At 38.3% G+C, this 15,099-nt stretch carries 10 protein-coding genes; 2 read left to right on the plus strand and 8 right to left on the minus strand.

The window, feature by feature from the left end:
* Positions 1–3: 3 nt before the first annotated feature.
* From UABAM_RS32100 to UABAM_RS32120, 5 genes are read right to left on the minus strand one after another with little or no spacing between them, the layout of a single operon-like run.
* A complete protein-coding gene (locus tag UABAM_RS32100) occupies positions 4–1,080 on the minus strand; it encodes a protein kinase domain-containing protein (RefSeq protein WP_151972248.1) in 1,077 nt (358 codons plus the stop codon).
* 17 nt (positions 1,081–1,097) lie between these two features.
* Positions 1,098–2,183, minus strand: coding sequence for an FHA domain-containing protein (locus UABAM_RS32105; protein WP_151972250.1), 1,086 nt, complete (start codon positions 2,181–2,183; stop codon positions 1,098–1,100).
* A 23-nt stretch (positions 2,184–2,206) separates the two neighbouring features.
* Positions 2,207–3,532, minus strand: coding sequence for a vWA domain-containing protein (locus UABAM_RS32110; RefSeq protein ID WP_151972252.1), 1,326 nt, complete (start codon positions 3,530–3,532; stop codon positions 2,207–2,209).
* 10 nt (positions 3,533–3,542) lie between these two features.
* Entirely contained in the window at positions 3,543–5,819 is a 2,277-nt protein-coding gene (locus UABAM_RS32115; protein ID WP_173013700.1) for a PP2C family protein-serine/threonine phosphatase, read from the minus strand.
* Positions 5,820–5,839: 20 nt separating this feature from the next.
* Entirely contained in the window at positions 5,840–6,820 is a 981-nt protein-coding gene (locus UABAM_RS32120; RefSeq protein WP_151972256.1) for a hypothetical protein, read from the minus strand.
* 257 nt (positions 6,821–7,077) lie between these two features.
* Between UABAM_RS32120 and UABAM_RS32125 the strand changes: the two genes are divergently transcribed.
* Positions 7,078–8,058 carry a leucine-rich repeat domain-containing protein gene (locus UABAM_RS32125; RefSeq protein WP_151972258.1) on the plus strand — a complete coding sequence of 327 codons (981 nt, stop codon included), beginning with the start codon at positions 7,078–7,080 and terminating at the stop codon, positions 8,056–8,058.
* 292 nt (positions 8,059–8,350) lie between these two features.
* Here the strand turns inward: UABAM_RS32125 and speB are convergent, their stop codons facing one another.
* Genes speB through speE form a run of 3 tightly spaced genes read right to left on the minus strand, consistent with a single transcriptional unit; the run spans position 8,351 to position 12,388 of the window.
* On the minus strand, positions 8,351–9,214 hold the full coding sequence (speB, locus tag UABAM_RS32130) for an agmatinase (protein ID WP_151972260.1): 864 nt from the start codon (positions 9,212–9,214) through the stop codon (positions 8,351–8,353).
* The gene (gene speA, locus UABAM_RS32135; RefSeq protein WP_151972262.1) at positions 9,211–11,088 is read right to left on the minus strand and encodes a biosynthetic arginine decarboxylase; all 1,878 of its coding nucleotides are present in this window, start codon (positions 11,086–11,088) and stop codon (positions 9,211–9,213) included. Before speA ends, speB begins: the two co-directional genes overlap by 4 nt.
* Positions 11,089–11,104: 16 nt before the next feature.
* Complete coding sequence (gene speE, locus UABAM_RS32140) at positions 11,105–12,388, minus strand: polyamine aminopropyltransferase (RefSeq protein WP_151972264.1); 1,284 nt, start codon at positions 12,386–12,388, stop codon at positions 11,105–11,107.
* Positions 12,389–13,566: 1,178 nt separating this feature from the next.
* Here speE and UABAM_RS33630 point away from each other — a divergent pair.
* On the plus strand, positions 13,567–13,722 hold the full coding sequence (locus UABAM_RS33630; RefSeq protein ID WP_173013701.1) for a hypothetical protein: 156 nt from the start codon (positions 13,567–13,569) through the stop codon (positions 13,720–13,722).
* The last annotated feature ends 1,377 nt before the right edge of the window (positions 13,723–15,099 follow it).

Raw genomic sequence — 15,099 nt, forward strand, 5'->3', positions numbered from 1 at the left:
ACACTACCCCTGGAACCTACTCAATTCGTTTAGTACTTCGTATAGCATTGTACTGCTATTTTGATAACGCTCTTGTCGTTGGTGCATTGTGGATTTTTTGACGATGTTTTTTACATTTTTAGTGATGTTATCGTAATTGTCCAAATCGAAATTATATTGTGGAGGAGTTGTATTTGTTAAAAAGTCTCTTGGTTTTATACCTGTTAGACAATAAGACATTAAAGCTCCAAGAGTAAATAGATCAAAACGTTCGTCAATACGTGGATTGTCTATAAACTCAAGACTACCCGAGTAAACTTCTGGTGCAGCGTAGCCATCAGTTACGAAAATAGGAATATCTACTTCTCCATGAGCTGTCCAATAAATTTTTACCGCTCCAAAGTCAATTAAACTTATATGCATATCATCTGTCACAATAATATTTTCCGCCTTTAAGTCACATAATAAGTAATAATATTCTTTTCCTTTGTTGGAAACTCTTCGTTTGTGCATATACTTCATTAATGCAAGAATTTGTTTGGCAATGACAAGGGTTTTGTAGTTCCCCAGAGGTTTTTCTTCTATTATTTTGCCGAGTGTTTTTCCGCGAATGTACTTCATTACAAGAAAAGGTGTATTTTCTCGGTAATTTTCAGCAACTTGATATTTTACTCGGGCAGCATTGTGAAAAGATTTGCAAAGATCAACACTTCGATCGTAAAAAAAATCATTTAAATTGACAACACTGTCAAAACCAGCATTGGATAGTTCGACAAGATGCTTTTTTTCGCGAAGATATATCTTGTTTAAACTATTAATTTGGCGTTCAAAAACCGCCTTACCTCTCGAAACACACGGAAAACAATAGTCGCCCATGTAGTAGGGGGTTTTGATAACGACCATGTTGTCGCAATTCCAACGATCATAAGCGGTATACACACAGCCTAGGCCACCAGTTCCCAGAAATCCGCAAACTTGGTAGCGGTCATTGTTTAAGTAACGTTTGACCCAGTGTTCTTTGCCTTCGTGAACAAAGCACAATGCTTCTTCCATGCCATTTACCGTATCATATGTTTTTATTTGTCCAAGTGTTTGTGACATAACATTTACCGCAAATACTATCTAATTTCTTTAAAACGCATGATAATATAATTTTTGTGGTTTCCCATTGAGATTAAACTACCTGGCTCCAGGTGAACTGGGTTACGATTTTTTGGTGGACGCTCTCGCTTCTCTCCTTGTGGTGTTTTCACAATCGTATAGTTTTTCTCCGAGAGATGGAAAAACACATAGCTTTTCTTATTTTTGTCATAGCGAATAAGCGCGTGCTTACGCGAAATTCCCTTCACCATTTTCATTTTTTCCTGGAAAGCTCCGGCTTCTAGCTTGTGTTTATATGCATGTTTCCAAGCCATGGTTAAATCAATATCATTGGGGGAACCACGTTCACTAGATCGACCAATGATAATGGACCCAGCACCATCTATTTTAAAGTAGGCAATTGCTTTTTTTTCGGCATTGTATAAAACTAAATAACTGCCTTTGGGAAAACCAATATCTCTGTCGGGAAGAACCTCCAAAGAACTTGCCCCTGTTTTCTGTGGTACGCGTGGTGCCTCTTTTGGTTCTTGGGTTTTCGGGGTTTCATCTTCGAAAACTACATCGGGAGTATCATCGAAGACTACGTCTGTTTCGTCAAAAATTACATCGTTTTTTGCCGGATTTTCCTCTATGGATATATTTTCTTTAAAAATAATTTGGTCATCGCTTTCGTCGTCATAACACATAATATCGCTAATAGGATCTTGCTCTTCGACGACAACAGCGGGCATATTACTGCGAAAAGCTTCTACTTGTGTTACATTCGATTGCTTTTCTATGCTATCATTTTCTTCTACTGTAGGTTCGTCTACCTGTGTAGATTCTACTACCCGAGGAGACTCTATTACCTGTGGTTCACTAACTTGTTCTACAACGCGCGGTTCGCTGGTTACCTCAGGTTGTTTTGCCATCAGGGGAGCACTTGCGATTACCTCTATTTGTGGGGTTTGTGTTTGCGCTCCTGGTTCTTGTGTTTCTTCTAAAATTTTGATTTCCTGTATAATTTCGTACTTGCGTGTGTCGCATATTGGACACTTTTCCGGTAATTGCTCTACGTTATCCGCGAGTTCTTCATCACATATGTGGCAAAAAATCTTATCCATCACTTACCCTTTTATACGGTTGCCTACCAAGCCAGTTCGTCGTCATAATGTTCATCTAAGATGTCCGGTGGTGGTAAAGCCGAATATGCGGCACTTGTTTTTGATTTTGAAACGGCAACACTATTGTACTCTTCCAGTGAAAATTGTCCTTTACTTATGTAGCTATCTCTAACGGCTTCCCACCTTGCCATTGTTTCCAAGTCACCTATCTTTTTCAGTCGGTTGATGATGAGTTTCAGGTTACGCATAATTAAATCTTTGTTTTCGCAATTATCTTGAATTTCCTGGGCGCGAATCGCAATTGTGTAGTACGTCGAGGCATGAATTACCTCGCTATTTGGTGGTTCGGAAAGCCGTGCTTGGTCACTTGTGAAGTTGACGACTACAATTCTTTCGATCACTTCATCAAAAATATTTTGCTTTGGTACATCGAAACCTAAGGTAGCTGTCATAATCGCTTTTTCCCCAATGAGTCCTGGGTCGATTAATGTCCTTACTACCGCAGCGTAACGACGATTGCGATCTACATTTTCGAAAGAAATCGTGTTCGATTGGTAGTTGACCATTTTTATGTCCGGGGAAATCTTGGCGATGCCTCTGATTTCAACTCCATGAGTTGTTTCTAGCTCTACTTTTACTTTTGTGGCAACTGTATTTTGTAAGATACGCAAACTACGTTCAAATACAGCCATTGTTTGTGCGGCATTCTCTAGTTTTTCCATGAAACCACTGGTTAAGAGTTCCATTTCTTCACCGCGGAAATCTGCGCCAATACCCAAAGTATCTATATCTATGCCTTGCTCGTGAAAATGTCGTGCTTCTGGTTCACAACTTTCCACATCGTGGATCATACCGTCTGTTAAAATAAGAAGCTTCGTGGCAACATTTTGTGCACTAGTTTTCATGCGTTGTAGTTTTTGCTTGGCTAGTTTTAACGCGGGAAAAAGATTTGTTGAACCACGAGGGTATTCATAAATTTCCGTTATCTTATTGCGCAGTTTTCCTTTATTGCTCACTGGTTCAGCCCAACAAAAGAGTTTTTCTTCTGTGGTAAACGTAATAATGGAAATAAGATCTTGGTCTTGTAGCTGGTCAATTACATGGCACGCTGCTTGTACTACCGCTTCTAATTTTGTTTTATTTTCTTCCAGAATATCATCCATTGATCCGCTAATATCTAACATCAATATAAAATGTGTATTGCAAAGTAATTCAGGCTTTACACGTAATTCATCTTGTAGATATGCTTCAATGAGAATATCTTTTTCTAACGGATCTGGCGCATCACTGCGGAGATATACTTGCTCTATGGCACACTTGAAACTAAAAATGCTTTCTGCATCTAACATCTACAACTCCTCAATCTATATCTTGGGTAATAGACAGCCTACGTGTTACTTTTGCCGTTTCATCGGCGTTTGCTCTTTGAAGTTTCTTTTGTCGTACAAAAGATAATAGTCGAAGTCTATTGTAAGACTCTACTTTGGGATGGAACGTTTTCGGCAAAGTACGTAACACAATGGCGGATAAATTGTCTTTCCCACCGCTAATGCGGTTTGCACTCGAAATTAAAATACTAGAAAGTGCTTTCGAGTTGACAAGGGAATCACTATTGTAAGATGAAAAAATAGAGGCTAGCCTCATCATACGGTAGTTTTCTTGTAAGGATAGATCGGACTCTGGTTCTATATAATCGGGAATTCCATCAGAGCAGATCAGTATACTTTCGTTTGCACTTAAGTATGTGTAGTCGAAATGCATGTCTACGTGGTCTTTATTGTAGTAATTGGCTCCTATACATCGTGTAATAGCGCTACCACCATCGACAAACGCTTCTTCTAAGGGTCTACCTAACAGTAGCTTTATATTGCGTTCGTTATCTTCGAAGTTGAGTCTTTCCCAACCATACTTGCTAAAACGAAATATGGGACTGTCTCCCACCCAAGAAAAAAGTACAAAGTCGTCGTGGATTAACCCTGCGGTTACCGTACTGCCCATAATCGATGAAAAATCTACTTCACCTGCGTGTTGAATGACTTTTTTTCTAATTTTCGCATTGGCACTGTCGACAAGTTCGTTTAAAAATTTGCAGCCTTGTTGGTGGTTGTGGCTGGCGTATGTACACACTTCTTTACGCCGTTCTTCGTTACTTTCGGCCCACCACTCTCTAAATGTATCAGTAACAATTTTACTTGCTTCTGCACCTGAACCAAAACTACAGGTGGAAATCCCGTCACAAAGAACAAATAGTCCCCATCCTTGTTGCATGAGTGTATAATGAGTGACAAACAAAGAATCTTGATTTTGAGTAAAGTCACTCGTGTGTTTCGCATCTCCCACATCAAGGTCACTGCCTATTTCAAGTTGAAATTTTCCGCAGTTTTCACTGGGGGTGGAACGATATAGCGATTCGAGAACAGCTTGGAAATCTTTTATGTTTTGATAACCACGTTCGTCAGGATGAGCAACGAGAGCTTGATTTATAATAGACTCGAAGTATTTATCTTGTTCATTTTTCTCTGGTGACAATGGTGTGTCACCTTTAAAAAGCTTTAGACTTGGTAAACCACAGTGATACGATATGGCGTTATAGTGAAGAAGGTTGGGAGATTTTGCTTTCAGTAAGTATAAAGCGGCGGCAATGATATAAACTTCGGAAGCCTGACTTATTTTACGTCCTGAAGAGTCATCCCAATACAATTCCCAGGGAATTAAACTATTGTCTACCAGTTTGGGTGATGGATTCTCTTGCCAACTTATATCTCGTGAGCGTAAGTAAATAGATATGGGGTACTTACTTTTTGGTTTTCTTTGCAGAATGAGGTCTGCTAAACGCAAACTACACCAGTATTGTTTGTAAGAATGTATTTTGCGTGCGATAATACAAAGTTGAATTCCTATTCCCAGAATATCTTTTGTTGTCAACGGTTCATTCACTTTTGAGGTGATGTAATCGTAAGCGGAAATGCTAGGAAACTCACTTTTCTTAAGTTTATGGTAAATCCATAGTATACGATTGAATTCTTTTTGGAAGCTAACAAGCGGTGGCTGCCAGTATTCGCCGAGGAGATCGCTGTTTTCTAAAATTTTGTATAGTTGTAAAAATTTGGCATTTGTGTTTTCTGAAAATTGTTCTTCCAGAATATCGACATCTTTTCTTTGCCCGTCAGACGCTTGGTACTGGCCTATGGAATACACCGAATTATCGTGCTCATGTTGTTCTTTCGATTTCCACAGTGAGATTTGTTCTCCATCGGCAAGAGTAACATTTATACAACTAATTCCAAGTTTGGGAAAACCGGTGGTGTATTGGTGTTTTTTTACGCGTCGTCCACAGTGCTTGCAGTACCCATCATCTTTGACATGTCCCCATAAATCACAATCATCATGTGGGCATTTTTGAATTCGAATTGGTTGTGAAATCACATCAGAAGCAACGGCAATAATATCTAATTCTTTTGCGCTAATTTGCGAAAAGTCTAAATCGGCAAGGCGGATGTTCAGTTTATTTTGCGATGTTACATCTGAAGAGTATAAAACTTCATTGTCTTTAGAACATACCATCATCTTTTCACAAGGAAAATCCCATAGTATCTCCAACGTATCTTTTAGTTTGCCTCTTAGCAACAAAGGCATAGTGTGTTCCTTACTTAGCATCAAACGTCATCAAAGTTTTTTAAACCAAGTTTTGCACGCCACTCATCTACAGCTTGCGAGCGTTCATAACTTCTTTTTCTCGTCCACAGTTTTTCGGCTTTTATTTTGGGTAGCTCGTTTCCCTTTAGATCTTCAATATTAGGTAGCTGACTAAGTACATCATTTACTTTTTTCTGGAATATTTTGGAATTTATTTCCTCGTAATGCTCGGCAGATGATGGGTTAGTTGAAGGTTCCGATTTTGGAGGGAGGCCGCCATTGTACATTTCTTTTATTTGATTTACTTCCTTTAATAAATCGTCAATTCCCAGCGAAGCCAATATATCTTGCTCTTTTTCTTTGTTCGCATCGATCATAGATTCTCCTTTCGGAAAATAACGGTCGGTAGACGACTTTCGTTTCTTTTTTCCAAAAAAATCATTATCGGTTTTCTTGCGTTGTAATTCTTCCTCTAAATGGACTTGTTCTAGAGCATCTACAAGATCTTTATCGATATTGTTTTTGTGCTGTGGAGGAACAAACGAGTCGATTTCTTTTTTGGAGTCCTCTTGAAAGGGCGCTAATATTTCACGTACGATTTTTTCAGATTCTTGATCTTCTATTTCCAGCGAATCTACTTGCTGCTCGTCTTTTTGTTTTTCTATTGGTATTTTGTAGTGTTTATTTGGTTGGTTATCTGTATCTTTATTTTCGCCAGGCGTCTTCTTTTTATATGGTTCTGTTACGGGTTTTACTTCAAATTCAGGTTCAGATTTTTCACCTAAAACAGCGCCAGCAACTTCACCTGTTATGTAAAATTCCCGACGTTTTTTATTATTTTTTATTTTACGAGAGCGAAAAACGCCATTTCCACCACCACGGCCAATACCTGTCATGGCAAATGCGTCGTAGGGATTACGTGGTTTATCTTTTCCGCGTCCGGAAAAAATAACGAAGTATATAAAAGCAAGTAGCATTAAACAAACAAAAATATATTCCATCTCAACCACACTTTTCAAAGAAATTTTTCGTTCTCTTAAGGCGCACAACACCCTAAAAACTTTACATGTATGAAAAATTTTGCTAAAATTTGTCCTACATATACTTCTAAGATACCATAATCTCTAAAAAAAATCATTGGTTTATTTTAGGTTTTTCTTTAGGGTATGTTATCCCGGCGTATTCATTCACTACTTAGCCCTTATAAACACAACTTGTGTATGAAAATCTTACGAATCCCTTTACTAAAATAATTGCCATGCAAGTAAATAAAAAAGTACGTCGTCAAAACATTTCCTGGCTTGAAAATAATACCCACTATATAAATTGTGCGGTATTTATTGACCGAGCTGTCACCAAAGTGATGGATTGCATTTTTGAGCACTGCAGCTTTCGCGATGAGTCACTGATGATTCAGTATATTGAAAATTGCGAATTCACTTGTTGTAACTTTCACATCTTAACATCAAATTTTCGCAATAGCACTTTTCATAAATGTCATTTTATCGAAATCAATACCAACTATGTGCCCAAAAGTACATTGCGGGATTGTCACATAAAACGGCTTCTTCTGTGTGGTGGGGAAATAGACATTGAATCTTTAACCAGTGTAGATAGCCTTGTCGAATTGAGTCTAGAAAATATGCAAGTGGAAAATATTGAAATGTTATTGCGTGTTGATAATCTTCAATCTCTAGATTTGCGAGGGGTTCCCGCTTACGTTTTTAGTGATGATTTTGCTAGAATGCAGTTTTCACAGCTGCTTAAATTGGATTTATCCAATACGGCATGTTCCGACCGCAATATTGAATTTTTAAAAGATTACTCTAGCTTACAAATTCTCAACTTGGGTAGAACAAATGTCACAAGTCGTGGGCTAAAACATTTACGAAATTTGCACAACCTACAAAGTCTATTTCTCAATGAGACCAAAGTCAAAGATTTGGCAGATTTACCTGCTTTGGCGAATTTGAAATTTTTAAATTTGGCCGACTCTGATTTTGACGATTATGTTGCTCTAGCAAAATTTCCCTCTTTAACACATCTCGATTTAGCGGATATTCCCTTAAGATTAGAGGTGGTAAACTATGTTAAACAGTTGCCTAATTTAAAATGGCTATCGGTATGCATAGGTGATATAAGCATCGATGTATGGCAAAAAAATTTACCGCACCTACCGTATTTCTCCAGGGCAGGCTGGGGAAGACTTGATTGGATTTGGCATTTTTGGAATGGCTAGGGGCTGTCATCAATTAGAAAATTTGTTCCGTTCTCGTGTCATCCCTGCGAAAGCAGGGATCCAAGTTAATAAATAGAAACATCAAAAATAAAAAGAAATATTTTTAGAAATAAGAATTCCTTATTTTTTAAGCTTTTCTAATTTTATTCGTGGATCCCGCATCAAGTGCGGGATGACACCAGGAGTATGTTTTATCTAGTATTTGTGTAATTCGTTAATTGATGACACGCCCTAGTAGTTTTGGCTAAAACAGTTTTCGTTAAGTGGTGAAGATTGTTTTGGCGTTTGCTAATTAAGATACCATCAACAATACCTCTCGAATGACTTTGGCCGCGAGAATATTCGATATTCCACTTGTATCGTAGTGAGGTGCTAATTCAACAACATCGACACCTACAATGTTCAGATTACGCAGTTGTAGCAACCACTCCATAAATTCATTCCACGTAAAGCCACCTGGTTCGGGAGTTCCTGTTCCTGGAAAAATGCCCGGGGAGAATACATCAAGGTCTATGGTAAGAAAAATGGGAATGTCTTTCCATAAATCCAGACGTTGTTGCAATGTATCTTTGCAGGTAAATAGGCTGTTATGTTTGTGCATCCACTGCCACTCTTCTGCTGTTCCAGAACGAATACCTATTTGTGTTATGTTCTGTGGCGAGACTATTTTACTGATGTGATGCATGACGCAAGCATGTGATAAAGGTTCTTGTATATATTCGCTGCGCAAGTCGGCATGAGCGTCTATCTGTACTACGGCAAGCTGCGGAAAATGTTTCGCGTATGCTTGCACTGTGGGTAAGGTAACTAGATGCTCTCCACCAATTCCTAGCCACTTTTTTTGTTGCTGTAGAGTTTGTTGTGTGGCGCTGTGAATAAGTGTTAGAGTACGTGCACAATTACCAAAAGGAAGCTCTATGTCACCTTTGTCGTAGTATGATACGTTTTCTAGTGAGGCGTTTTGTTGTGGAGAGTACATTTCTAGTCCCCAGGACGCTTCGCGAATTGCGTTTGCCGCAAAGCGTGAACCTGGTCTGTAACTGCAAGTACCATCGTAAGGTATACCAACTATGTACCACTGCGCTTGTTGTTCTGATGCTTGTGATCCCATAAAGTGTAGTCTACTGAATTGGGGTTTTTCGTGGTGTTCATTCATATGTAAGTCGAATCCTCTAAGTAAGTGGAACAAAAATTCAAGTAGTCTTGTAGGTGAGAAGAGTCGCGGTATTTTTGCGAAATTTTCTCACAGAGTTTTTGTCTTAAACTCTTGGTGTCATAGTGCATTACTTTTAGTAGATCTTTTACACTACTCCCCTTTACATAACGATCTATACGAAAATTTTTTTCTGCTGTTTCGTCGTGAGAAATATATACCTGATTGATACGCCCTAACAAATTGTGGTTGTCTCCCATAACATCTTGGTAGGCACCAGTTAAGAATATCCCCAGTAGATATTTTTCTTTGTTGGTAATATCGTGTAACGGTATATGGTTTTTATTGCTATTTTTGGTTACGTACTTTTTTATTTTACCATCGCTGTCGCATGTAATGTCGGCAAGCATCGAATAGTTTGTGGGGCGCTCTTGTAACCTTTGAATAGGAACTATCGGAATGAGTTGCTCTATTGCCCAGTGATCTATTACTGATTGAAATACGGAGAAGTTACAAATGTAGTGCGAAGAAAGATATAGAGGCAAATTTTTATTGGCTTTCTGTAAAGCATTTTGTAGTGATACTTCTTGAAGAATTTTTAAATAAATGACCTCGATTTTGGCACGCTCGGTAATAGATAATATACCCATTTTAAAAGCTTGTAGGGAATGTTGATATAGATTGGTTGCATCGTGTAAAAGCTGTACGCGATAGTTTTGCTTTATATTTGTAAGTACATCTCTTATGTTTTGCAAAAGAGCATTTTCCTCTTCTTCTATACTTAGGTCAAAATTGAGATCTGTTTGGATTTGGTTGACTATGTTGGTCACTATACATGAGTGATGCGCGGTTAAAGCTCTTCCATTTTCTGTAATAATATGTGGATGCGCAACATTTTCTTCATCGCAAATTTGCATGATACCTTGTACGATGTTGTCGGTATACTCTTTGAGTTTGTAATTTCGCGAGGAATTACTCGCCGTTGCGGAACCATCATAATCTATACCTAGACCACCACCGGTGTTTATATATTCGAGTTGTGGGCATAGCTTTTTGAGATGGCTGTATACACGTGCTCCCTCGATAATCGACTCTTTTAATGTATGAATATTCGGTATTTGCGAACCTAAGTGAAAATGAATGAGTTTCAGTTTATGTAGTAGTTGTTCCTCGCGTAATAAATCGATTAACATTAAAATTTCGCTAGTCACTAGACCAAACTTCGAATTGAATCCGCTGCTGTCTCTCCACTTTCCCGAAGATTCCGTTGTGAGTTTGACTCTTACGCCTAGGGAGGGAATCGCTGTGTGTTCACGAGCTAATTTCAGAAATAAGTGAATTTCAGAAAGTTTTTCAATTACTACCGTTAGGTTGTCTTTTAGTCTAGAACCGATGAAGGCCATTTTCATATAGTCTTCGTTTTTATAACCATTGAGAATGGTAACTGTGTTCTCTGTTGTCGAAGTAGATAGAATAGCTAATAGCTCTGCTTTAGAACCAGCTTCTAGGCCCATTTGGCATTTGGCGTTTGCAATTTCTTCGACCACTCCACACAATTGGTTTACTTTAATGGGGTAAACTCCAAAATATTTACCCTGATATTGTGATGCACGAATAGTTTCCTGGAAACTTTTTCGTAAACGTTGTGTCTGGTTGCGTAGTATGTCGGTAAAGCGGATAGCAATGGGAAAAATATTGCTATGTGACGCTTGTAATTCATTGATAACATCAATTAGGTCTATGTCTGGAGAACAGTTTCCTTTGGGGCATACTGCAATATGTCCTTTTTTGTTAACGGTAAAGTAACCGTCACCCCATTCTTTTATAGAAAAAAGATTTTCCGAGTCACTAATTCCCCACTCGTGTGTTTTGGCCATGGTTGCATCTTCTATGTTATGGAGAAATTTTTAACATTTTACGAACGAAGTTAGGCAATGCAAAAGCTGCTTGGTGAATCTCTTTGTTATAGTATTGTAGGTCGTTGTTACGAACAAGTTCATTATATTGTTCTTCTTTGAAGTTTTGTAATGGATGGATTTCGCCTTTGCTGCTAAAAGAGAAGCTCCACATGCCAGAGTTATATGTAGGTATAAAGGCGAGGTAACAGTGAACTTTATGAGCTCCAAAGATTTTTTTGTAGCAATCGTACATTTCGCAAAAAACCGGAGCATTAAAGCGCGGTGATTCGCTTTGAGTTACAAGTATTCCATCGTCATTAAGGGCATTGTATGCGTTGCGGTAAAATTCTTCGGTAAATAAGCCCTCTGATGGACCACACGGTTCACTGGAGTCGACGATGATAATATCGTACGCCCCAGTAGGAGCAGAACGAACAAATTCGATACCATCTGCAACGTGTAACTCTAACTTAGGATGATTAAAGGCACTTGATATTGTTGGGAGATGTTTTTTCGCCGCATCTATCACCACTTGGTCTATTTCAACAAGAGTGACCTTTTCCAAATTTTTATAGCGTGTTACCTCACGAATAGTCCCGCCATCACCTCCACCTATTACCAACACATTTTTTGGGTTGGGATGTGTTAGCATCGGCACATGGGTAATCATTTCGTGGTAGCCATGTTCATCTTTCTCTGTACACATGACCAATCCGTCGATTGTGAGCATTTTGCCGTATGCATACGTGTCGTAAACCTCTACCTTTTGGTATTTAGACTTTTCGCGAAAAACAACGTCTCCGCTGTGGCGAAAAGATACACTCATATTTTCACCTCGCTCAGTAAACCAAATATTTCTTATATGTTTTGAGCGCTGTTCTAAAATTTGTTGCTGACTCGGTACATTACTTTGTTTTGTAAGTAGCTGTAGTTGACCACGTGATATTTGCATTGCCGATCCGTGTTCTGCTTCGAGATCTTTAATCAAAACATCATAAGCTGTCCATGGATCTACACTTTCTCCACATGTAAATATATCTAGTGCGACATAGCCGTACTCTGGCCAAGTATGTATTGCAAGATGACTTTCTTGGATAACAACAACTCCAGAGACGCCAAAAGGAGAAAAGTGGTGGAATGCAGAGTTTATGATAGTGGCTTCTGCTTCTTTTGCCGCACGCAGCATACATTTTTCTATGCGTACTACGTCGTTGAGGATTTCACATGGGCAATTATAAAATTCTACGAGTATATGTTTACCTAAGGCTTGTTTCGTCATTTGATATTCTGATCTCCAAAGCAAAATGTCTTTTATGCAAAGTTTAAAATCAAGTACCTTGCTTGCTCACAACTCACTTCGAGAAAATATGTATGATTTTGTAGCTGTTTCGAAATGAGTGGCAGGGTTTATTTCCGTGGCTTACAGCTAGCAGTTAGGTGCTTGGTGTATATGTAATATATTGGAAGAAAAGAGTCTATCAGTTTACAAAAATGAGATCAACAAAATAACTCTGAATTGTGTGTAATTTTATATCTTTAAGGTAAATAAAAACAGCCAGCGAGATGTCTCGCTGGCCTATTTGGATAATGAGCTTATTGTGTTGACTTTATTCTACCGCTTTTTAGAATTGAATGTTACTTAAGGGCCAGACACAGACTTCGATGCCGGGCATCTCGTTCTGTGTCTGATTTTTAGCTTGTTCTTCAAAGATGAATATCAAGTTGCTGAACAAGCGATGTTATTTGCCCGGTGTCATGATGTATAACAATGTTGCAGTAGGGCAAATAACTCCACTCTAAATCTTTATGGTCTTTAATGCTACAAAACAAAACCAAATATATTCCACATATATTAATAATAATGTAATATATAAACGTCAGTATTGCAAGGGGAAAATAAAAAAAAATGAAATTAGTGCGGTGTTTATGTGTGTTACTTGTTATGAGAAAGTAAAATAAGGGCATTCAAGGCAATTTGGGTTTTTTGGGGAGGTTAGAGTTTGCGTGATTTTGTGGGATTTATTTTACATATGCTTTTGGGGAGGCAGGCGCAGAGATGCAACAAGCATCTTGATCTGCGCCTGAGTTTTTAGCTTGTTCTTCAAATTAGATATCTGATTGTCGAACAAGCGATGTTATTTGCCCGGTGTCATGATGTATAACGATGTTGCAGTAGGGCAAATAACTCCACTCTAAATCTTTGTGTTCTTTAATGCTACAAAACAAAACCAAATATATTCCACATATATTAATGATAATGTAATATATAAACGTCAATATTGCAAGGGAAAAATAAAAGAAATTGAAATTGTTGTGGTGTGCCTAAGTGCATTGCCTTCTCTAAGGTAGTAAAGTAGACGTATTCAGGGAAATTTGGACTTTTGAGTGAGGTCAGATTTCATGTGATTTTGTGGGATTTATTTTACATATGCTTTTGGGGGGGAGGCAGGCGCAGAGATGCAACGAGCATCTTGCTCTGCGCCTGAGTTTTTAGCTTGTTCTTCAAAGACGGATCTGATTGTCGAACAAGCGATGCTGTTTGCCTGGAATTATGATACATATTTGAATCATAGTGAGGCAAACAGCTCCACTCTAAATCTTTATGGTCTTTAATGCTACAAAACAAAACCAAATATATTCCACATATATTAATTATAATGTAATATATATAATTCATTATTGCAAGGGGAAAATAAAAAAAATTTGCATTTGTACGATTTGTTTTTGTGTGTGGGATTGGCCAAGCTGGATTCGTTGAGTTTAGTAAGCAGACACAGAATATGATGTTTGTTACATCGGATTCCGTGTCTGATTTTTGGGTATGTCTCTTTTAGGGTGTACGTCAAGCTGCTAATCTAGGTGTACGTTAAGTTGCTAATCTAGAGTGTACGTCAAGTTGCTCTTCTAAGGTGTACGTCAAGTTGCTCTTCTAGGTTGTACGTCAAGTTGCTAATCTAGAGTGTACGTCAAGTTGCTCTTCTAAGGTGTACGTCAAGTTGCTCTTCTAGGTTGTACGTCAAGTTGCTAATCTAAGGTGTACGTCAAGTTGCTCTTCTAAGGTGTACGTCAAGCTGCTAATCTAAGATGTACGTCAAGTTGCTCTTCTAAGGTGTACGTCAAGTTGCTCTTCTAAGGTGTACGTCAAGTTGCTCTTCTAAGGTGTACGTCAAGTTGCTCTTCTAGGTTGTACGTCAAGCTGCTAATCTAGGGTGTGCGTCAAGTTGCTCTTCTAAGGTGTACGTCAAGTTGCTCTTCTAAGGTGTACGTCAAGTTGCTCTTCTAGGTTGTACGTCAAGCTGCTAATCTAGGGTGTACGTCAAGTTGCTCTTCTAGGGTGTACGTCAAGTTGCTAATCTAAGGTGTACGTCAAGTTGCTCTTCTAGGGTGTACGTCAAGTTGCTAATCTAAGGTGTACGTCAAGTTGCTAATCTAAGGTGTACGTCAAGTTGCTCTTCTAAGGTGTACGTCAAGTTGCTCTTCTAAGGTGTACGTCAAGCTGCTAATCTAAGATGTACGTCAAGTTGCTCTTCTAAGGTGTACGTCAAGTTGCTCTTCTAAGGTGTACGTCAAGTTGCTCTTCTAAGGTGTACGTCAAGCTGCTAATCTAAGATGTACGTCAGGTTGCTCTTCTAAGGTGTACGTCAAGTTGCTCTTCTAGGTTGTACGTCAAGCTGCTAATCTAGGGTGTACGTCAAGTTGCTCTTCTAGGGTGTACGTCAAGTTGCTAATCTAAGGTGTACGTCAAGTTGCTAATCTAAGGTGTACGTCAAGTTGCTAATCTAAGGTGTATGTTGTTTCTTTAAATACATATCAACTATGTTTACTAGGATACTTACTTTATTAGTTCTGCAGGCTTTTGCCTAAAATGTTTATACTTTTAATATACACTCAATTATTTATAAGTTTGATATATATAGTAAACATTAATTATTAATATAGTATTTTATATTATACATTTTTGCAAGAGAAAAATAAAAAAATTTATTTGAA

This window comes from Candidatus Uabimicrobium amorphum (genome assembly GCF_009002475.1).
GTDB classification, from domain to species: Bacteria; Planctomycetota; Uabimicrobiia; order Uabimicrobiales; family Uabimicrobiaceae; genus Uabimicrobium; species Uabimicrobium amorphum.

Excerpts from the sequence above, each read along its gene's own strand:
- UABAM_RS32100 (WP_151972248.1), bottom strand. The coding sequence starts at position 1,080 with ATGTCACAAACACTTGGACAAATAAAAACATATGATACGGTAAATGGC.
- UABAM_RS32105 (WP_151972250.1), bottom strand. The coding sequence starts at position 2,183 with ATGGATAAGATTTTTTGCCACATATGTGATGAAGAACTCGCGGATAAC.
- UABAM_RS32110 (WP_151972252.1), bottom strand. The coding sequence starts at position 3,532 with ATGTTAGATGCAGAAAGCATTTTTAGTTTCAAGTGTGCCATAGAGCAA.
- UABAM_RS32115 (WP_173013700.1), bottom strand. The coding sequence starts at position 5,819 with ATGCCTTTGTTGCTAAGAGGCAAACTAAAAGATACGTTGGAGATACTA.
- UABAM_RS32120 (WP_151972256.1), bottom strand. The coding sequence starts at position 6,820 with ATGGAATATATTTTTGTTTGTTTAATGCTACTTGCTTTTATATACTTC.
- UABAM_RS32125 (WP_151972258.1), top strand. The coding sequence starts at position 7,078 with ATGCAAGTAAATAAAAAAGTACGTCGTCAAAACATTTCCTGGCTTGAA.
- speB (WP_151972260.1), bottom strand. The coding sequence starts at position 9,214 with ATGAATGAACACCACGAAAAACCCCAATTCAGTAGACTACACTTTATG.
- speA (WP_151972262.1), bottom strand. The coding sequence starts at position 11,088 with ATGGCCAAAACACACGAGTGGGGAATTAGTGACTCGGAAAATCTTTTT.
- speE (WP_151972264.1), bottom strand. The coding sequence starts at position 12,388 with ATGACGAAACAAGCCTTAGGTAAACATATACTCGTAGAATTTTATAAT.
- UABAM_RS33630 (WP_173013701.1), top strand. The coding sequence starts at position 13,567 with ATGCAACGAGCATCTTGCTCTGCGCCTGAGTTTTTAGCTTGTTCTTCA.